Source organism: Stappia sp. G46H5W, from assembly GCF_058448995.1.
The window spans coordinates 514,699-531,922 of sequence record NZ_JBZFLL010000006.1; the positions used below are offsets into that span (position 1 = coordinate 514,699).

General features: G+C 68.3%; 18 protein-coding genes. 10 read left to right on the top strand and 8 right to left on the bottom strand.

The features are described 5' to 3' along the window. Positions 1 to 5 precede the first annotated feature (5 nt). Positions 6 to 605 (bottom strand): cytochrome b/b6 domain-containing protein, encoded by a 600-nt coding sequence (locus ACVJ6E_RS20580; RefSeq protein ID WP_120270275.1) that lies wholly within the window; start codon positions 603 to 605, stop codon positions 6 to 8. Continuing rightward, positions 602 to 904, bottom strand: a complete 303-nt coding sequence (locus ACVJ6E_RS20585) for a PepSY domain-containing protein (protein ID WP_120270274.1) — start codon at positions 902 to 904, stop codon at positions 602 to 604. Before ACVJ6E_RS20585 ends, ACVJ6E_RS20580 begins: the two co-directional genes overlap by 4 nt. A gap of 138 nt (positions 905 to 1,042) precedes the next feature. On the opposite strand from ACVJ6E_RS20585, the gene ACVJ6E_RS20590 reads away from it, so the two are divergent. The 3 genes from ACVJ6E_RS20590 to ACVJ6E_RS20600 are packed head-to-tail and all read left to right on the top strand — an operon-like array spanning position 1,043 to position 3,461. Beyond that, entirely contained in the window at positions 1,043 to 1,375 is a 333-nt protein-coding gene (locus ACVJ6E_RS20590; RefSeq protein ID WP_199681482.1) for a PepSY domain-containing protein, read from the top strand. Then, on the top strand, positions 1,375 to 2,040 hold the full coding sequence (locus ACVJ6E_RS20595; RefSeq protein WP_120270272.1) for a response regulator transcription factor: 666 nt from the start codon (positions 1,375 to 1,377) through the stop codon (positions 2,038 to 2,040). The genes ACVJ6E_RS20590 and ACVJ6E_RS20595 overlap by 1 nt, the downstream gene beginning before the upstream one ends. Beyond that, positions 2,037 to 3,461, top strand: a complete 1,425-nt coding sequence (locus ACVJ6E_RS20600) for a sensor histidine kinase (RefSeq protein ID WP_120270271.1) — start codon at positions 2,037 to 2,039, stop codon at positions 3,459 to 3,461. The genes ACVJ6E_RS20595 and ACVJ6E_RS20600 overlap by 4 nt, the downstream gene beginning before the upstream one ends. Positions 3,462 to 3,489: 28 nt before the next feature. Here the strand turns inward: ACVJ6E_RS20600 and ACVJ6E_RS20605 are convergent, their stop codons facing one another. Further along, the gene (locus ACVJ6E_RS20605; RefSeq protein WP_120270270.1) at positions 3,490 to 3,954 is read right to left on the bottom strand and encodes a cupin domain-containing protein; all 465 of its coding nucleotides are present in this window, start codon (positions 3,952 to 3,954) and stop codon (positions 3,490 to 3,492) included. 89 nt (positions 3,955 to 4,043) lie between these two features. On the opposite strand from ACVJ6E_RS20605, the gene ACVJ6E_RS20610 reads away from it, so the two are divergent. Beyond that, complete coding sequence (locus ACVJ6E_RS20610; protein ID WP_158592739.1) at positions 4,044 to 4,637, top strand: TetR family transcriptional regulator; 594 nt, start codon at positions 4,044 to 4,046, stop codon at positions 4,635 to 4,637. A 15-nt stretch (positions 4,638 to 4,652) separates the two neighbouring features. On the opposite strand, the gene ACVJ6E_RS20615 is transcribed toward ACVJ6E_RS20610, so the two are convergent. Then, entirely contained in the window at positions 4,653 to 5,291 is a 639-nt protein-coding gene (locus ACVJ6E_RS20615) for a class I SAM-dependent methyltransferase (protein ID WP_120270268.1), read from the bottom strand. Positions 5,292 to 5,402: 111 nt separating this feature from the next. Here ACVJ6E_RS20615 and ACVJ6E_RS20620 point away from each other — a divergent pair, with 111 nt between their 5' ends. Further along, on the top strand, positions 5,403 to 6,293 hold the full coding sequence (locus tag ACVJ6E_RS20620; RefSeq protein ID WP_120270267.1) for a LysR family transcriptional regulator: 891 nt from the start codon (positions 5,403 to 5,405) through the stop codon (positions 6,291 to 6,293). A gap of 319 nt (positions 6,294 to 6,612) precedes the next feature. Here ACVJ6E_RS20620 and rplT read toward each other — a convergent pair whose 3' ends face one another. From rplT to infC, 3 genes are all read right to left on the bottom strand, one after another. Next, positions 6,613 to 6,972: a 50S ribosomal protein L20 gene (gene rplT, locus ACVJ6E_RS20625; RefSeq protein ID WP_120270266.1), complete on the bottom strand. Its 360-nt coding sequence runs from the start codon at positions 6,970 to 6,972 to the stop codon at positions 6,613 to 6,615. Between the two features lie 39 nt (positions 6,973 to 7,011). Continuing rightward, positions 7,012 to 7,209 carry a 50S ribosomal protein L35 gene (rpmI, locus tag ACVJ6E_RS20630; protein ID WP_120270265.1) on the bottom strand — a complete coding sequence of 66 codons (198 nt, stop codon included), beginning with the start codon at positions 7,207 to 7,209 and terminating at the stop codon, positions 7,012 to 7,014. Positions 7,210 to 7,517: 308 nt separating this feature from the next. Then, entirely contained in the window at positions 7,518 to 8,060 is a 543-nt protein-coding gene (gene infC, locus ACVJ6E_RS20635) for a translation initiation factor IF-3 (RefSeq protein WP_120270264.1), read from the bottom strand. A 431-nt stretch (positions 8,061 to 8,491) separates the two neighbouring features. Here infC and ACVJ6E_RS20640 point away from each other — a divergent pair, with 431 nt between their 5' ends. Then, the gene (locus tag ACVJ6E_RS20640) at positions 8,492 to 10,468 is read left to right on the top strand and encodes a methyl-accepting chemotaxis protein (protein ID WP_120270263.1); all 1,977 of its coding nucleotides are present in this window, start codon (positions 8,492 to 8,494) and stop codon (positions 10,466 to 10,468) included. A gap of 30 nt (positions 10,469 to 10,498) precedes the next feature. Here the strand turns inward: ACVJ6E_RS20640 and ACVJ6E_RS20645 are convergent, their stop codons facing one another. After that, positions 10,499 to 11,671, bottom strand: coding sequence for a glycosyltransferase family 4 protein (locus ACVJ6E_RS20645; protein ID WP_491676519.1), 1,173 nt, complete (start codon positions 11,669 to 11,671; stop codon positions 10,499 to 10,501). A gap of 133 nt (positions 11,672 to 11,804) precedes the next feature. On the opposite strand from ACVJ6E_RS20645, the gene ACVJ6E_RS20650 reads away from it, so the two are divergent. From ACVJ6E_RS20650 to lepA, 4 genes are all read left to right on the top strand, one after another. Then, positions 11,805 to 12,623, top strand: coding sequence for an alpha/beta hydrolase (locus ACVJ6E_RS20650; RefSeq protein WP_120270261.1), 819 nt, complete (start codon positions 11,805 to 11,807; stop codon positions 12,621 to 12,623). Positions 12,624 to 12,806: 183 nt separating this feature from the next. Next, positions 12,807 to 13,844 (top strand): patatin-like phospholipase family protein, encoded by a 1,038-nt coding sequence (locus ACVJ6E_RS20655; RefSeq protein WP_120270260.1) that lies wholly within the window; start codon positions 12,807 to 12,809, stop codon positions 13,842 to 13,844. A gap of 135 nt (positions 13,845 to 13,979) precedes the next feature. Further along, the gene (gene mepA, locus ACVJ6E_RS20660; RefSeq protein ID WP_491676520.1) at positions 13,980 to 15,284 is read left to right on the top strand and encodes a penicillin-insensitive murein endopeptidase; all 1,305 of its coding nucleotides are present in this window, start codon (positions 13,980 to 13,982) and stop codon (positions 15,282 to 15,284) included. A 123-nt stretch (positions 15,285 to 15,407) separates the two neighbouring features. Further along, positions 15,408 to 17,213, top strand: a complete 1,806-nt coding sequence (lepA, locus tag ACVJ6E_RS20665) for a translation elongation factor 4 (RefSeq protein WP_120270718.1) — start codon at positions 15,408 to 15,410, stop codon at positions 17,211 to 17,213. Positions 17,214 to 17,224: the final 11 nt, after the last annotated feature.

The window sequence follows — 17,224 nt, forward strand, 5'->3', positions numbered from 1 at the left end:
AGGTCTCAGGCGCGCTTGCGGCCCGTGAACATCGCCGCCACCAGGTTTTCCCGGTGCTCGAAACTGGCCAGCAGCACGCCGGCCACATGCAGGAAGATCAGCGCCAGCGTGCCGTTCGCCAGCACCTCGTGCAGCTCTTCCAGCCACCTCGCGTCGCGATAGGCCAGCGTCTCCATCATGTAGCCGGTGACGCAGATGCCGGCGATGGCCGCGATCAGCGCCAGAACCATGGCTCCCCCGGCCGGATTGTGGCCGAGATGCCGCCGTGCCTTCAGCCGTAGGCTGTCGGCGAGAAACCGCAGCACCTCGCCCGGCGGGCGCACGAAGTCGGCAAAGCGCGCATGCTGCGGGCCGGCAAAGCCCCAGACGATGCGCAGGGCCAGCAGCGCGGCGATGGTGTAGCCGGCGATCTCGTGCACCTGCTGCACCTCTTCCGCCGTCGCATAGGCGAGGGCGAAAGCCCCCACCAGCGACCAGTGGAACAGGCGCACCAGCGGATCCCAGACCCGCACGGTCCCGCCTGCTTCCGGGGCCGCATCCGCGCCTGCCGGCGTGACGGACGGCATCGCGCCGTCCGTTTCCGCCTGGTTCAGGGGGCTGTTCATCCCCGCTTGCCGCGCGTGTCGTCCCGGCGCAGGATCTCGCCGGTCACCGGATGCACGTCGGCCTCGATGCGCACGCCGTTGGCGTCGTGGCCCTCGACCTCGTAGACGCCGTCGTCGATCTCGACCTCCCGGATCGTGTAGCCGGCGGCTTCCATCTTCGCGGTGACGTCGGCAAGGCTCATCCACTGGTCGCGCGGGGCGTCGATGCCCCAGCGGTTGCGGCCGTCGTCGTCGCCGGCCAGGGCCAGGCCCGGGGCGGCGGCAAGGGCGATGAGGGCGATGGCAAGGGTCTTCTTCATGATGGTCTTCCTGTCTTTGCGGTGCCGCGGCCCGCTGTCGAACCGCGAATGTCGCCATCATGCCCGGGCCGCCCTGACGCCTCGCCGATGCGCCTCGTCAGGCAATTGTCAGGATCGTTGCGCTACAGGGGGAAGGTCATGACCGCACATCCCACCCGCCGCCGTTTCCTCCTTGCCCTTGCCGCAGCGCTGCCCGTTCTGGCCGCCGGCGCCTGGCCGGTCGTCTCGATCGCCGACGACGACGATCACGAGCGCGCCCGCCGCCTGCTGCGCTCCGGCGAGATCCGCCCCTTGTCCGAAATTCTCGCCAGCGTCGAAAGCAGCATCGGCGGCCGGGTGCTGGATGTTGACTTCGAGCGCGACGACGGCCGCTATGTCTACGAGCTCAAGATGGTGATGCCGTCCGGGCGCGTGCGCGAGGTCACCGTGGACGCGGCCACCGCCCGCATCATCGAGATCGAGGACGATTGATGCGGCTTCTGCTGGTGGAGGACGACGAGCGCATCGCCCGCGATGTCGCGGCCGGGCTTACGGCCGCCGGCTATGTGGTCGAGCGTGCCGCCGACGGCGAGGACGCCTGGTTCCTCGGCGACACGGAGGATTTCGACCTCGTCGTGCTCGATCTCGGCCTTCCCGTTCTCGACGGATTGTCGGTGCTCAAGCGCTGGCGCGGCGCCGGGCGCACCATGCCCGTGCTGGTGCTGACCGCCCGCGGCGCCTGGGCGGAGCGGGTCGAGGGCATCGATGCCGGCGCCGACGACTATCTCGCCAAGCCCTTCCGCATGGAGGAGCTGGTCGCCCGCGTCCGCGCGCTCATCCGCCGCTCCGTCGGCGTCGCCACCCCCGCCATTGCCGCCGGCCCCTTGATGCTCGACACGCGGCAGATGCGGGTTGCCCGCGATGGCGTGCCGCTCGCCCTGTCGCCGCTCGAATACCGCCTCACCGCCTATCTCATGCACCACAAGGGCCGGGTCGTGCCGCCGACCGAGCTGCTGGAGCATCTTTACGGCGACGACGATGCCCGCGACGTCAACGCGCTGGAAGCGGTGGTGGCGCGGCTGCGCCGCAAGCTCGGGCCGGACGCGATCGAGACCCGGCGCGGCTTCGGCTATCTCGTTTCGGACGCGCCCGCGTGACGCCGCCCTCCCGCTCGCGGGGCGCAAGGCGGCGCGGCTCGCTGCGCCTGCGCCTCATCCTGGCCGGCGCCGTCTCGGTGCTCGCCGCGCTGGCGCTCGCCGCCGCGGGTCTCCTGGTGCTGTTCGAACGTCATGTCGAGCGGCGCATCGACCAGGAGCTGTCCGTCCATCTCGACCAGCTGGTCGCCGGCCTCGACCGCGCTCCCGACGGCGCGCTGGTTCTTGTGCGCCCGCCCGGCGATCCGCGTTTTGCCGTGCCGCTTTCCGGCCTCTACTGGCAGTATCAGGGCCAAGATGCGGGCCAGGGGGCGGTTCAGGGCTCCATCCAGCGGTCCCGTTCGCTCTGGGATGTCGAGCTGACCTTGCCGGCGGAGGAGAAGGGCGATCCGCTGCCCCATCGCCACACGGTTGCCGGTCCCGGCGACACGCAGCTTCTGCTGCTGGAACGGGTGGTCGAACTGCGCGGTACCCCGGTTCGTGTCGCCGTTGCCATCGACCGGCGCGAGATCGACGAGGCGACACGCGCCTTCGGCCTCGATCTTGCGCCCTATCTTGCTGTGCTCGCCCTGTTCCTGATGGCCGCTGCGGTCGCGCAGGTTTCCGTCGGCCTGCGGCCGCTTGCGGCCGTGCGCGACGGGCTGGCCGCCATCCGCTCCGGTCGCCGCGCGCGTCTGGGCGACGATTTTCCCGACGAGATCCGCCCGCTCGCCGGCGAACTGGACGGCCTGCTTGCCGCCCGCGAGGCGCAGGTGGAGAGCGCCCGCGCCCGGGCCGGCGACCTTGCCCATGGCCTGCGCACGCCGCTGCAGGTGCTTGCCGGCGATGTGGAGCGCTTGCAGGCGCGGGGAGAGACCGAGATCGCCGCCGAAATCGAAACCGTCGCGCTGTCGATGCGCCGCCATGTGGAGCGAGAGCTTGCCCGTGCCCGCCTCGCCTCCGGCCGGGGTACGGCAACGGCCGCCCCTGCCGCTGTGGCACGCGCCGTCGTTGCCGTCGTCTCGCGCACGCCGGCCGGTTCGCGGCTCGACTGGCAGGTGGAGATTGCCGGGGATGCGCGCCTTGCCATCGATCCCGACGATCTGGCCGAGGCGCTCGGCAATTTGGCTGAAAACGCCGCCCGCCACGCTGTCGCGCGGGTGCGCTTCACCCTGGACGAGGCTCCTGGCGGGGGTATTGGCGAGGCGCCTGGCCTTGTCCGGCTCGCCGTGCGGGACGACGGGCCGGGCATTCCGGCGGACCTGATCGGCGGGCTCACCGCGCGCGGCGGCCGGCTCGATCTTGCCGGCGGCAGCGGCGCGGGTCTCGGCCTTGCCATCGTCTCGGAGATCGCCGAGGCCTGGGGCGGCAGTCTCCTCATCGAGAATCGCGATCCGGGTCTTGAAGCGGCCCTGTGCCTGCGTCCCGCGCCGTCCGGCACCTGAGGACGGCGGGCCTCAGACCTGATGCGCGTCAGGCCGGCGGCGGCAGGATGGTCATGCCGGTCGCGCCGGCCACCTGCATCACCTTCGCCACATCCGGCGGTCCGTCCATCGGAGCGGGCGCTGCCGTCCCCTCGGCAACCGGTGTGCCGAGTTCGGTGAAGAATTGCTCGTGCATGTGGCCCGGCGCGTTCAGGATCAGCACCCGTGCCGGCGTCGTTCCGCGTGCGGTGAAGGCATGCACCGCCCCGTCGGGAATCGGCACATGGCTGCCCGGCCCGGCGACGCGCGTCTCGCCAGCCACCATGAATTCGATCTCGCCCTCCAGCACGTAGAAGGCTTCCGTCTCGCCGGCATGATGGTTGGGCGGGGCGCCCAGTCCCGGCGGTACCACGGCTTCCACCAGACAGTACTTGCCCAGCGTGTCGCCGGGAAAGGCGTGAAATTTCAGCAAGATGCCGAGTGTCTCATATGTTCTGGCGCGAGTGTCTGCCACGGCCTGTCCTCCACTTGTGAGAGAGTTGGAATGGCTTTATGATACACAAGTCTTTTTATGAGACAAGTGTCTTATTATGAGGAATCAGAGTGGCAACTCGTGAACGCACGTCCCAGAAGAACCGCACCCGCGAGGCGATCCTTGCCGGCGCGCGTGCCCTGATCGAGCGCGGCGAAGCGGTGACGGTCACCGCCGCGGCGGCCGAGAGCGGCATCTCCAAGGCGACGGCCTATCGCTACTTCTCCGATCCGGCGGTGCTGGCGGCCGAGGCGGGCCTTGCGGTCGAGGTGCGCGACTATGCGGTGATCGTGCAGGGCTGCGACACCCCGCGCGCGAAGGTGCTGGCCGTGAGCCTCTACATGTTCGATCTGGCGCTTGCCCATGAGGCGGCCTTCCGCCAGTTCCTGGCGCGCAATCTCGATTGCTGGCTGGCCGAAGGGGGAGGGGAGGCGACGCGTCGCGGGGCCCGCCGTGTCGCCATGTACCGGCAGGCCCTGTCCGAGGTCCGGCCCGCCCTGCCGGCGGACCGTCTTGCCGTTCTGGTCGGCGCGCTGTCGGCGGCAACCGGCACCGAGGCGATGATCGCGCTCGACGACGTTGCCCGCCTGTCGCCGGACATGGCCCGTCAGGCCGTGCGCGAGACCACCGAGGCGCTGCTCGACCGGTTTCTCGGCACCGTTTAGGGCGCGCCTTGCGCCTCACACCTTCTGCGCGACCAGGAACCGCGCCTTGCGCGAGGCCGGGTGCAACTCGGCTTCCAGGATCCGGAAACCGGCATCGACCATCGCCTGATCCAGCTCGGCAATGGTGAAGAAGCCGACATGCGGCGCCTTGCCGACCAGCTGCATCGCCTTGATCAGGGGCAGCATGTACCAGCCCCAGCTCTTCAGGCAGACGGTCTTGGAGATCAGCAGCCCGCCGGGCTTCAGCCGTGCTTTCAGCGCTGCGAGCGCCTTCGGCAGATCCTCCGCCATATGCAGCATGTTGAAGGCCAGCACCGCGTCGAAGGGCGGGGCGCCGGCGTCCAGCTCCGCCTGCCCGGCCTCCATCACCGAAGCCTTGCGGAAGGCGACGTTGCCGGCCCCTGCGGCCGCCGACTTCTCGTTTGCGATGGCGATCATCTGCGCCGAAATGTCGGTGCCGAGATAGCTGCCCGTGCCTGCGGCCAGCCGCAACGCGGTCGTTCCCGTGCCGCAGCCGACCTCCAGCACCCGGTCCTGCGGCGTCAGCCGCGCGGCCGTCGCCTCCAGCGTCCGCCGGTAGGATGCCTCGTCCTTGATCGGGTCGGCGGCATATTTGCGGGCCGCCTTGTCCCAGAAGTCGTCCTGCCTGCGCATCTCGTGGCTCCGCTGGTGCCGGGGCGGCCCCTTGCCGCCCGGCTTTCGATGTAGCGCGACCAAAAACCAAATGAAATTGCATAAAAACGCAACGTCGTTATACGTTTTTGCATGAATTCACGCGCCAACTTCGACTGGAACCGCCTGCGCGCCTTTCTCGTCACCGCCGAGGAAGGCTCGCTTTCCGCCGCCGCCCGCATCCTCGGGCTGACCCAGCCGACGCTGGGTCGCCAGGTCGCCGCGCTGGAGCAGGAGCTCGGCGTTGCCCTCTTCGAGCGGGTCGGCCGCTCCCTCAGCCTGACGCGCTCGGGGCTGGAGCTGCTGGAGCACGCCCGTGCCATGGGCGCGGCAGCGGGCCGCGTCTCGCTTGCCGCCTCCGGCCGGGTCGAGGCGGTGGCAGGGGAGGTTTCCGTCACCGCCAGCGACGTCATCTCCGCCTGGCTGCTGCCGCCGGTGCTGGAGCGTCTGCGCGAGGCCGCGCCCGGCCTGTCGCTGGAAATCGTCGCCACCAACAGCCTGCGCGACATCCGCCGCCGCGAGGCCGACATCGCCATCCGTCATGTCGAGCCGCAGGACGGCGAGCTGATCGCCCGCCGGATGCCCGACATGCAGGCCCGGCTCTACGCGTCGCGCGATCTCATCGCCCGCCGGGGCGGGCCGCCGCGCGATGCCGCCGCGCTGTCCGCCTGGCCCTTCGTCGGCTTCGAGCGCTCCGAGCGCTTTCGCCTGGCGCTCAACGCCCAGGGCCTGTCGCTGACCCAGGACAGCTTCCCGCTCGTCAGCGAGAACGGCGTCGTCGCCTGGCACTACGTTCGTGCCGGGCTCGGCGTCGGCGCCATGATCGAGGAGGTCGCCCGCCTCGCGCCGGAGGTCGAGTGCCTGCTGCCCGAGCTTCCCGCGATTCCCGTCCCGGTCTTCCTGGTCACCCACCGCGAGCTGCACACCAGCCGGCGCATCCGGATCGTCTTCGACCATATCACGGCGATGCTGGCCGGGGATTAGCGACGGGGCGCGCGGGGATAAGGGCGCGGCGGGCACCCGGCCCGGCAGGCAGGTCCGGGCAGTGCCCCCAGCGCCCGCCGCGCGCACTTGTCCCCGCCGCTATCCCCGCTGATGTCTCCGTCCAGGGGGCGGGCCGGGGTTTGGCGAGATTGCGACGATTGAGACGCGGAACGCCGATATTGAGACGGGATTTTGCAAAATCCGTCTCGAAATTTCTCAAGTTCCGGCACGCCGTCCGGGCATGCAAAAAGGGCGCGCCGTTGGCCGGCGCGCCCTTCGAAACCGTGTGGTCTGCGCGGTGCAGACGAACGCTCGCGCCTTAGGCTGCGAGGGCGCCCTTCGCCTTCTCGGTCAGCTCCTTGAACGCATCCGGCTCACGGATGGCGATGTCGGAGAGGACCTTGCGGTCGATCTCGATGCCGGCCTTGTTGAGGCCGTCGATGAAGCGCCCGTAGGTCAGGCCGTGCTCACGGACAGCGGCGTTGATGCGCTGGATCCAGAGCGAACGGAAGTTCCGCTTGCGAACCTTGCGGTCGCGATAGGCGTACTGTCCGGCCTTCTCGACAGCCTGCTTGGCGACGCGGATCGTGTTCTTGCGACGACCGTAGTAACCCTTGGCGGCCTTGAGGACCTTCTTGTGCTTTGCGTGGGCGGTAACGCCCCTTTTGACACGCGACATGGGATTTAACTCCTTGAAAAGTCTAGAACGCCGTCAGGCTCAGCCGTAGGGCAGGAACTTCTTGACGATGCGGGCATCGGGCTCGGCCAGAGTGGTCGTGCCGCGCGCGTTGCGGATGAACTTGGTGGAACGCTTGATCATCCCGTGACGCTTGCCCGCCTGAGCGGTCTTGACCTTGCCGGTCGCGGTCAGTTTGAAGCGCTTCTTGGCGCCGGACTTCGTCTTCAGCTTGGGCATTTTGCATCCTTTCTCGACCCGGCAGTGCTGATCCGCCGGTTGTTGTTGGAAGCCGTTTTATGAGCCGCCACGGCATGCCCTTTTGTCGCGGGCTCCGGTCGTAACACGACCGGTCCCGTGAAGCCGGGCGGCTCGGGACAGGGGCTTATAGGCAAAGCCGCCGGGAAACGCAAGCGCTCCGGAGGCCTGTGGCGGCCCTGCACGGTTCCGGCGCAGGACTGCCCCCTGAAACTGCAGAACCCGGCCCCTTTCGAGGCCGGGTTCCGCGAAAAACTGCCGCTTGTCGCGGCCGCGTCGGATGGCAGGCTTCAGCGCGCGATCGGCGCCAGCACCATCACCATCTGGCGGCCTTCCAGACGCGGGTGGGATTCGACCTTGGCGAATTCCGCCGTCTCGTCCCGCACCTTGTTGAGCAGCGCGATGCCCAGGTCCTGGTGCGCCATTTCGCGTCCGCGGAACCGCAGGGTGACCTTCACCTTGTCGCCCTCGTCGAAGAAACGCTTCATGTTCCGCATCTTCACCTCATAATCATGGGTGTCGATGTTCGGACGCATCTTGATTTCCTTGACCTCGACGATCTTCTGGTTCTTGCGCGCCTCTGCTGCCTTCTTCTGGCTCAGGTACTTGTACCTGCCATAGTCAAGGATCTTGCAGACGGGCGGCGAAGAGTTCGGAGAAATCTCGACAAGGTCCAGACCGGCCTCTTCGGCCATCCTCAAGGCGTCTTCCGTGGGCGTGACACCGAGGTTCTGTCCATCCTGATCGATGAGCTGGACTTCCCGAACGCGGATCTCTTGGTTTGTGCGCGGGCCTTCCTTGGTCGGCGGCGGTGCGCGGTATGGACGGCGAATGGTCGCAATCTCCTCTAACGTTTCAACGACTTGGCGAAACCGGCCGCAGCCGGCGACTTGCCCTGCAACACGAATACCCCGAACGCCGGGCGTCGGGGAAGCCTGTGTGCGCCGCAGGACGCCATCACCGGAAAATCCAGTGAAAACGGCCCTGAGTCAACCGCTTTCACGCAGCGGCCGCGGGCGACAACCCGCATCCTGCCTATTGTCACTCCAGGTTGATTGTCTTCGTGATGTATACTTTCCCGATAAATTTAGCCAACATTGAACTTTTGAAGTAATAAAATCAGAAGTTGTGCTTCTGTCCAGTATTAACGTCATGTTCAATTCTGTCTGCAATGAACTGCATGGGGGAATGAAAAGACTGTCCGGACGTCCGCGTGCAGGAGCGCGTCACCGACAGATCATCCGTCGTTGCAGGAGAGTGTACTGTGTCCTTCCCGTTCTTTCGCTCTGGCGTGCCGATGGCCGCCCGTGTCGGCGTGCTTGCGGCAATCGCGGTGATTGCCGTCGCCGTCCTCTCCTTCACCCATTACGCCGGCGACAGGGGCATGAGCGCGGCGCTCGACCAGCTTTCGGACAACCGTGCCCTCCAGTCGCTGGCCGCCAGCGTCGCCAACGAGACGCTGCAGATGCGCCGCCGCGAAAAGGACTTCCTGCTGCGCCGGGACGAGGCGGACGTGGCCCGCTACAACGCGTCCGTCGCAACCGCGCTCGAGGAACTGGATGCCATGACCCGGCTCGATGCGGCCGCCCCCGTGCTCGACCGTATCGATACGGTCCGCAGCGAGGTCGAGGCCCATCGCGACCAGTTCGCCAAGGTCGTCGAGGCGTATCGCGTCATGGGCTTCGACGAGAAGAGCGGCCTGCAGGGTGAACTGCGCGGTGCCGTGCATGCGGCCGAAACGCAGCTGAAGGCGGCCGACCTCGACACGCTGACGGTCAAGATGCTGATGATGCGCCGGCACGAGAAGGACCTCATGCTGCGCGGCGACATGAAATATGTCGGCGAGGTCGAGGCCCGCCGTGCCGAGTTCGATGCGCTGCTTGCCGCCTCGCCGCTCGCGGCCGCCGAGCAGGGCGAGATCGCCAAACTGATGGATGCCTATGTCGGCGGCTTCAAGGCCTATGCGACGATCAACGCGACCATCGGTGCCGAGACCGGCGTCCTGGCCGAGATCTTCGCGCGGCTGACGCCCGAGGTGGAAGCCGTCGAACAGGCGGCGGAGGACGGGCTTGCGGCAGCGGAAGCCGATCTTGAGGCAACCCGGGGCACGGTCTCGATCGTCTTCGTCGCCAGTGCTGTCGCCACGCTGGTCATCGCGCTTGGTCTTGCCTGGTTCCTGGGCCGCGGCATCACCCGCCCGGTGATCGGCCTCACCGGTGCAATGCGCTCGCTCGCCGACGGCGACACCTCGGTCGAGATTCCCGATGCCTCGCGGCATCTGGAGATCGGCGCGATGGCCCGCGCGGTGGAAGTGTTCCGCGCCAACGCGATCCGCAACCGCGAGCTGGAGGCTCGGCAGGCGGAAAACGAGAAGCGTGCCGCAGCCGAAAAGCGCGAGGCGATGGAGCAGCTTGCCCGCGACTTCGACGCCAGCGTCGGCCGCATCGTCGGCATGATCTCGCGGGCCTCGCACGACCTGTCGACCGCCTCGCACACCATGGCCTCCCTGTCGGAAGACGTCGACACGCGCTCGGCCAATGTCGCGGCGGCCTCCGAACAGACCGCCGCCAATGTTCACACGGTCGCGGCTGCAACCGAGGAGATGAGCGCTTCGATCTCCGAGATCAGCGCCCAGATCCTGCGCACCTCGGACTCCACCCAGCAGGCGGCGAACGAGATCCAGCGCACGAGCGGGCAGATGGAAGCGCTTGCATCCGTCGCCAACCGCATCGGCGAGGTCGTGTCGATGATTTCCGGCATCGCCGCCCAGACCAATCTTCTGGCGCTCAACGCCACGATCGAGTCGGCCCGCGCGGGCGAAGCGGGCAAGGGCTTTGCGGTGGTCGCGGGCGAGGTCAAGGCCCTGGCCGGCGAGACCGCGAGGGCAACCGACGGCATTTCCGGGCTGGTCGCCGAGATCCAGGCCGAAACCCGCACCGCGGTTGCCGCCATCGACGGAATCGGCCGCCTGATCTCCGACATCAACGGCACGGCAACGGCCATCGCCGCGGCGATGGAAGAGCAGGGTGCGGCCACCCGCGAGGTGTCGCGCAATGTGGTCGAGGCCGCCTCGGGCAGTCGCGCGGTCTCCGATGGCATCTCGGGCGTCAGCACCGCCTCGCGCGAGAATCGTCACGCGGTGACCACGGTGACGGCCGCCGCCGAGACGCTGTCGGGTCAGTCGGAAGAGATGCGCCGGGAGGTCGAGCGCTTCCTCGCCCATATCCGAAACGCCGCCTGACGCATGCACTCTCCCGCTGGCGCTTGCGCGTCAGCGGGTCTTCGCCAGCCTGTCGTAGACGGCGAGCGTTGCCTCGCACATCGCCTCGACGGTGAAGTCGCGCCGCACATGGGCGAGCGCCCGTGCGGCCAGCGCCTCGCGCGCCTGCGGCGCGAGCGCAAGCATTTCGGCGAGCGCTGTGGCCAGTGCGGCGGCATCGTTCGCCGGCACGCGCCAGCCGGTGCGTTCGTCCTCGGCGACATCGGGCGGCGCCAGCACCGTCTCGGGCACGGCGCCGAGGTTCGTCGCGACCACCGGCACGCCGGCGGCCTGCGCCTCGACAGCGGCCCGCCCGAAGGCTTCCGGCTCGATCGAGGCGACCACCGCGACATCGGCCATTGCAAGGCCGGCGGCAACATCCGCACAGTGGCCGACCAGGCGCACCCGGTCTGAAAGGCCGGCGTTGGCGATTCGCGTCTTCAGCTCCGCCACATAGGTCTCCCGGCCCTGGGCATCGCCGGCCAGGATCGCCGTCCAGCCGGCGGGCGCCCCGGGCGAGGCGGCGAGCCGCGCCAGCGCGTCGATCAGCACCGTCTGGCCCTTCCAGTGGGTGAGGCGGGCAAGGTTGAGGATCACCCGCTCGCCGTCCTGAAGCCCCCAGGCGTCGGCGAGCGCCTGCCGGCGCTCGGTCGAGACCGAGGCCGGATCGAGCGCGGCAAGGTCGGAGCCACGGTGAATGACGGTGATGCGCTCTTTCGCGAAAGGATGCCGCTCGGCGATCAGCGCGGCCGTGTAGCGGGAATTGGCGATCACCGCATCGCCGCGCGCCATCACCGAATTATAGAGGCCTTTCAAGGCGTTCGTCTGATTGTAGATGCCGTGATAGGTGGTGACGAAGGGAAGATCCAGCCGCCGCGCCGCGATCAGTGCCGCCCAGGCCGGCGCGCGCGAGCGGGCATGGATCAGGTCCACCCCTTCCTTGCGGGCAAGGCGCGTCAGCGCGCCGGCATTGCGCCAGATCCACAGCGGCGACTTTCGCGCCACCGGCAGGGTCACATGCTCGCCGCCGACAGCCTCCAGCTCCGCCACCAGACGGCCGCCGCGGCTGGCGACGATGGCCCGGTGCCCGGCCGCCACCAGCGCCCGTGCCACATCCACTGTCGTGCGTTCGGCGCCGCCCGTCTGAAGGTCCGGAATGACTTGCAGCACGGTTCGGCGGGTCACGGAGGCTCCTGTCGGATGGGGCAAGCGAAAGCCCGGCGCGGACTTTTCAAGGCACGCGAGCTGTGCCACATCGGGCGGCAATCAGGCAAGACACTCAGACCAAGACACTCAGGCAAGGCAGGCGGAGGCAGCAATGGACGGGCAGGCTCAGGATCAGGTGCGCCATATCGAGGTCGGTGCCGACAGGCGGCGCATCGCCGTCCTGCGCGAGGAGGGCGAGCCCGGCCGCTGCGGCGTCCTGTGGCTTTCCGGCTTCAAGTCGGACATGGCCGGCACCAAGGCCGAGGAACTGGCCGCATGGGCCCGCTCGACGGGCCGCGCCGTGACCCGTCTCGACTATTCCGGCCACGGCGTCTCGGACGGCGAGTTCGAGGACGGCACGATCTCGCGCTGGGCCGAGGAGGCGCTGGCCGTGCATGCCGCCTTCTGCCGCGAGCCGACCATCGTCGTCGGCTCGTCCATGGGCGGCTGGATCGCCCTGCTGCTGGCACGGGCGCTGGTCGCCCGACCGGTTGAGGCCGCGCCGCTCGCCGGCATGGTGCTGATCGCCCCGGCGCCGGACTTCACCGAAGAGCTGATGTGGAAGCACGAGTTCACCGACGAGATCCGCGAGACGATCCTGCGCGAGGGCCGTTTCGAGCGCCCGTCCGAATATGACGACAGCCCGTATGTGATCACCCGCGCCCTGATCGAGGATGGCCGCGACAACCTGCTGCTCGGCGGCCTCATCGAGACCGGTTGCCCCGTCACCATCCTGCAGGGCCAGCGCGACGATGCCGTGCCCTGGCGCCATGCGCTGCGGCTGACCGAATGCCTGGCGCTGGACGATGTGGTGCTGACCCTGATCAAGGACGGCGACCACCGGCTCTCGCGTCCGCAGGACATCGAGCGGCTGATCGCCGCTGTCGAGGTGCGGGCAAGCGAAGCCGAGGCCGGCGCCGGCGGCGCCTGACCCGGACGGAGGGGCGAGGGCAGGGCTGTTGCATTGCTATGCCTGTTCTTTTTGCAGGACGGGTCATCGCTTTGTCTTATTTCGCGCAAAGGCTTGAGCAGGCATGATCGGTCCTGCGCAGCCGGCCGGGGAGCGCCCCGCGGGTGAACGCGCGGGCGGACAGCAAGCGGAGGCACGCAATCCATGGCAGCAGCACGCAGGCGTTTCATCCTGGCGATCGACGGAGGCGGCATTCGCGGACTGATCCCGCTGCGGATCCTCGAGACGCTGGAAGCGCGGCTGCGCATGTTGGGCAAGACCGAACCGCTCCATCGCTATTTCGACATGATCGGCGGCAGTTCCACGGGCGGGCTGATCGCTGTGGGCCTTGCCGCACCGCGTCCGGACGACACCAGCGGTGCGCCGGCGGCCAGCATTTCGGACCTGCGCCGCTTCTTCGAGGTGGAGGCGCGCGAGGTCTTCCGCCGCAAGAGCCTGTTCGAGCGGTTCGTTGCCAACCCGGGTGCGATTCTCGACGAACGCTACGACGAACGGCCGCTGGAACGCATCCTCAAGGAGCAGCTCGGCTGGACCTCGCTGCAGTCGGCGCTGACCCGCGTGGTGCTGACGGCCTACGATCTCGGCCGCCGCGAGGCGGTGTTCATGACGAACGGGCGCCAGAGCGACGGCAGCCGGCCGGACGACTACTATTTCTGGCAGGCGGTGCGGGCGACCACGGCCGCTCCGGTCTATTTCGAGCCGATGCGCGCGGAAAACCTGACCCATGGCGACGAGCGCACGCTGATCGACGGCGGCGTGGTGATGAACAACCCGGTGCTGGCGGTCTGGCTGGAGGCGATGAAGCTCGGCTGGAAGCCGGAGGAGATCACCATCCTGTCGCTGGGAACCGGTGCCGATACCCGACGCTCCTGGAGCTTCCGCGAGGCCGCGTCCTGGGGTCCTCTCGGCTGGCTGCTGCCGGCAAACGGCGTGCCGCTGCTCTCGGTGCTCTCGCATGGCCAGGCGACCACCGCCGCCTATCAGGCGCAGCGCCTGTTGCCGGCCGCCGGCATCGGCGAGGTGGTGCGTCTCGACGGCGACCTGCCGGCGGGGGCCGAGGCGATCGACAACACCCGTCCGGGTAACATCATCGAGCTGAACGGCGTTGCCGACCGGATCATCCGCGACAACACGCTGCTGCTCGACCGGTTGGCGCAGGAGATGAGCGAGTGGCCGGAATAGCGAGTGTTCGCCCCGCACCGCGTCCTTTTTGGATTTATGGTTAACCGTTCGTAAACGCTCCGGCGCGAGACTGGATATGACCCTCGGCGCAGTGTGCCGGCGGGCAGGGCCAGCGCGGAACGAAAGGAGCCGGCCATGACACGCATGCGTGCATCAGCCATGTCCTCGATCAACCGGTCTTGCGGAGCTGCGCCGCACCGCGACCGCCGATCGCTCCTGCTCGCGCTCCTGGCCTCCGCCTCCATCGCGGGCCTTGCTCTCCTCTTGCCGGCGCCCGCGGGCGCTGCGCCCCTGCCGCGCGAGAAGCCGGCGAGCCTGATCGCCGCCGAGGCCATGTCGCGGCTTGAGGAACGGCGAGTGACGACGACGCGCGTCCTGCCGGCGACCGATATCGGCGGCCTCGTCGATGCGCGAACCGGCGCCGTCGCGCCGGCTGCCCCGTCCGGCGAGGTCTATTCCAGCTTCGCATCTCCGCCCTTGCCGCGTCCGGCCCCGGCGGAGCGTCCCGTGGCGGTTGCCGCCGCGCCCATGCAGCTGCTCTCCGCCCCGCCTTCCGCTTCGCAGGCTGCCGTGTCGCAGCCCGCCCTGTCGCCCGCCGCCGTGCGGCCGACCGCCGTTGCCAAGGAGCTTTTCGGCGCCATGCGCGCGCCCGCGCCGCTGGCCGCCCGGTCCATCGGCTCCTATGCCAAGGGCTGCCTTGCCGGGGCGACGGCGCTCGCTGTCGACGGGCCGGCCTGGCAGGTCATGCGCCTGTCGCGCAACCGCAACTGGGGCCACCCGCAGCTGATCGACATGCTGCAGCGCCTGGCCGGCGACGCACCGGCGCTCGGCTGGAACGGCCTGCTCGTCGGCGATCTCGCCCAGCCGCGCGGCGGGCCGATGATCTCCGGCCATGCCAGCCACCAGATCGGTCTCGATGCGGACATCTGGCTGACGCCGATGCCGGACCGCACGCTGTCGCGCGAGGAGCGCGAGAGCATGTCGGCGGTGTCCATGCTGAAAGGTTCGTCCGAACTGCCGGGCGCCGACCGGGGCGTCGATCCGGCGAAATGGAGCGCCTCGCGCGCCCGGCTGATCCGCCGTGCCGCGCAGGACCCGCGCGTCTCGCGCATCTTCGTACATCCCGGCATCAAGCAGGCGCTGTGCCGCTTCGAGACCGGCGACCGGGGCTGGCTGCGCAAGGTCCGGCCCTGGTGGGGGCACCACTATCACTTCCATGTGCGCATCGCCTGTCCCGAGGGCAGCATCGGCTGCAAGGACCAGGACGCACCGCCGCCGGGCGACGGTTGCGGCCAGGAACTGGCCTGGTGGCTGTCCGACGAGCCCTGGGTGCCGAAAAAGCCGAAAAAGACCGACAAGCCGGCCGCACCTGCGAAGAAGAAGCAGATGACGCTGGCGGCCCTGCCCAAGGCCTGCACCGAGGTTCTGGTCGCGCGGTAGACGGACCCGCGCGCTGCTCTTCGGCATCTTGTCCGTGGCGGCGTGGACCCGTCCTTGTCTTTTTCGATGATGCGCCGCGCAATCCGCTTTGCCGGCGCATCCGGCGATGGTAAATGGGCGCGCATGAGCACGCAGAAAATCTCCGACATCCGCAACTTTTCCATCGTGGCGCATATCGACCACGGCAAGTCGACGCTGGCCGACCGTCTGATCCAGATGACGGGCACGCTGACCGAGCGTGAGATGAAGGAGCAGGTGCTCGATTCGATGGACATCGAGCGCGAGCGCGGCATCACCATCAAGGCGCAGACCGTGCGCCTGATCTACAACGCCAAGGACGGCAAGCAGTACAAGCTGAACCTCATCGACACGCCGGGTCACGTCGACTTCGCCTATGAGGTCTCGCGCTCGCTTGCCGCCTGCGAGGGATCGCTGCTCGTCGTCGACGCCAGCCAGGGCGTCGAGGCGCAGACGCTCGCCAACGTCTATCAGGCCATCGACAACGATCACGAGATTGTGCCGGTGCTCAACAAGGTCGACCTGCCGGCGGCCGAGCCCGAGCGCGTCAAGGAGCAGATCGAGGACGTGATCGGCCTCGACGCCTCCGAAGCGGTGATGATTTCGGCCAAGACGGGCCTCGGCGTCGAGAACGTGCTGGAGGCGATCGTCAACCGCCTGCCCGCGCCGGAAGGCGACCCGGGCGCGCCGCTGAAGGCGCTGCTGGTCGACAGCTGGTACGACGCCTATCTCGGCGTGATGGTGCTGGTACGCATCATCGACGGCTCGATGAAGAAGGGCCAGAAGGTCAAGATGATGGGCACGGGCGCGGCCTACGAGATCGACCGGGTCGGCGTCATGACGCCGAAATTCCTGTCGGTCGACGGCCTTGGCCCCGGCGAGATCGGCGTCATCACTGCCTCGATCAAGGAAGTGGCGGACACGCGCGTCGGCGACACGATCACCGACGACCGCAAACCTTGCGCGCAGGCGCTGCCCGGCTTCAAGCCGGCGCAGCCGGTGGTGTTCTGCGGTCTCTTCCCGGTCGATGCCAACGACTTCGAGGACCTGCGCGCGGCGATGGGCAAGCTGCGCCTGAACGATGCCAGCTTCTCCTTCGAGATGGAGACCTCGGCGGCGCTCGGCTTCGGCTTCCGCTGCGGCTTCCTCGGCCTGTTGCATCTGGAAATCGTCCAGGAGCGTCTGGAGCGCGAATTCGATCTCGACCTGATCGCCACCGCGCCTTCGGTCGTCTATCGCATGCACCTGACCGACGGCACGCTGAAGGAACTGCACAACCCGGCCGACATGCCGGATCCGGTGAAGATCGACACGATCGAGGAGCCGTGGATCCGCGCCACGATCATGACGCCGGACGAGTATCTCGGCGCGATCCTGACGCTCTGCCAGGAGCGGCGCGGCGTGCAGGTCGACCTCAACTATGTCGGCAGCCGCGCCATGGTCACCTACGACCTGCCGCTGAACGAGGTGGTGTTCGACTTCTACGACCGGCTGAAGTCGATCTCGAAGGGCTACGCCTCCTTCGACTACCAGATTACCGACTATCGCGAGGGCGACCTCGTGCGCATGTCGATCCTGGTCAATGCCGAGCCGGTCGATGCGCTTTCCGTGCTGGTCCACCGCTCGCAGGCCGAGCGGCGCGGCCGCGCCATGTGCGAGAAGCTCAAGGACCTGATCCCGCGGCACATGTTCAAGATCCCGATCCAGGCGGCCATCGGCGCCCGGGTCATCGCCCGCGAGACCATCGCGGCCCTTCGCAAGGACGTGACCGCCAAGTGCTATGGCGGCGATGCGACGCGCAAGCGCAAGCTTCTGGAAAAGCAGAAGGAAGGCAAGAAGCGCATGCGTCAGTTCGGCAAGGTGGAGATCCCGCAGGAAGCCTTCATCAAGGCCCTGAAGATGGATTCCTGATCCCGCGTCCC

What these genes read in the sequence shown, in the direction of transcription:
- ACVJ6E_RS20580 (WP_120270275.1), bottom strand. Translation starts at nt 605, where the DNA reads ATGAACAGCCCCCTGAACCAGGCGGAAACGGACGGCGCGATGCCGTCC.
- ACVJ6E_RS20585 (WP_120270274.1), bottom strand. Translation starts at nt 904, where the DNA reads ATGAAGAAGACCCTTGCCATCGCCCTCATCGCCCTTGCCGCCGCCCCG.
- ACVJ6E_RS20590 (WP_199681482.1), top strand. Translation starts at nt 1,043, where the DNA reads ATGACCGCACATCCCACCCGCCGCCGTTTCCTCCTTGCCCTTGCCGCA.
- ACVJ6E_RS20595 (WP_120270272.1), top strand. Translation starts at nt 1,375, where the DNA reads ATGCGGCTTCTGCTGGTGGAGGACGACGAGCGCATCGCCCGCGATGTC.
- ACVJ6E_RS20615 (WP_120270268.1), bottom strand. Translation starts at nt 5,291, where the DNA reads ATGCGCAGGCAGGACGACTTCTGGGACAAGGCGGCCCGCAAATATGCC.
- ACVJ6E_RS20620 (WP_120270267.1), top strand. Translation starts at nt 5,403, where the DNA reads ATGAATTCACGCGCCAACTTCGACTGGAACCGCCTGCGCGCCTTTCTC.
- rplT (WP_120270266.1), bottom strand. Translation starts at nt 6,972, where the DNA reads ATGTCGCGTGTCAAAAGGGGCGTTACCGCCCACGCAAAGCACAAGAAG.
- rpmI (WP_120270265.1), bottom strand. Translation starts at nt 7,209, where the DNA reads ATGCCCAAGCTGAAGACGAAGTCCGGCGCCAAGAAGCGCTTCAAACTG.
- ACVJ6E_RS20650 (WP_120270261.1), top strand. Translation starts at nt 11,805, where the DNA reads ATGGACGGGCAGGCTCAGGATCAGGTGCGCCATATCGAGGTCGGTGCC.
- ACVJ6E_RS20655 (WP_120270260.1), top strand. Translation starts at nt 12,807, where the DNA reads ATGGCAGCAGCACGCAGGCGTTTCATCCTGGCGATCGACGGAGGCGGC.
- mepA (WP_491676520.1), top strand. Translation starts at nt 13,980, where the DNA reads ATGACACGCATGCGTGCATCAGCCATGTCCTCGATCAACCGGTCTTGC.
- lepA (WP_120270718.1), top strand. Translation starts at nt 15,408, where the DNA reads ATGAGCACGCAGAAAATCTCCGACATCCGCAACTTTTCCATCGTGGCG.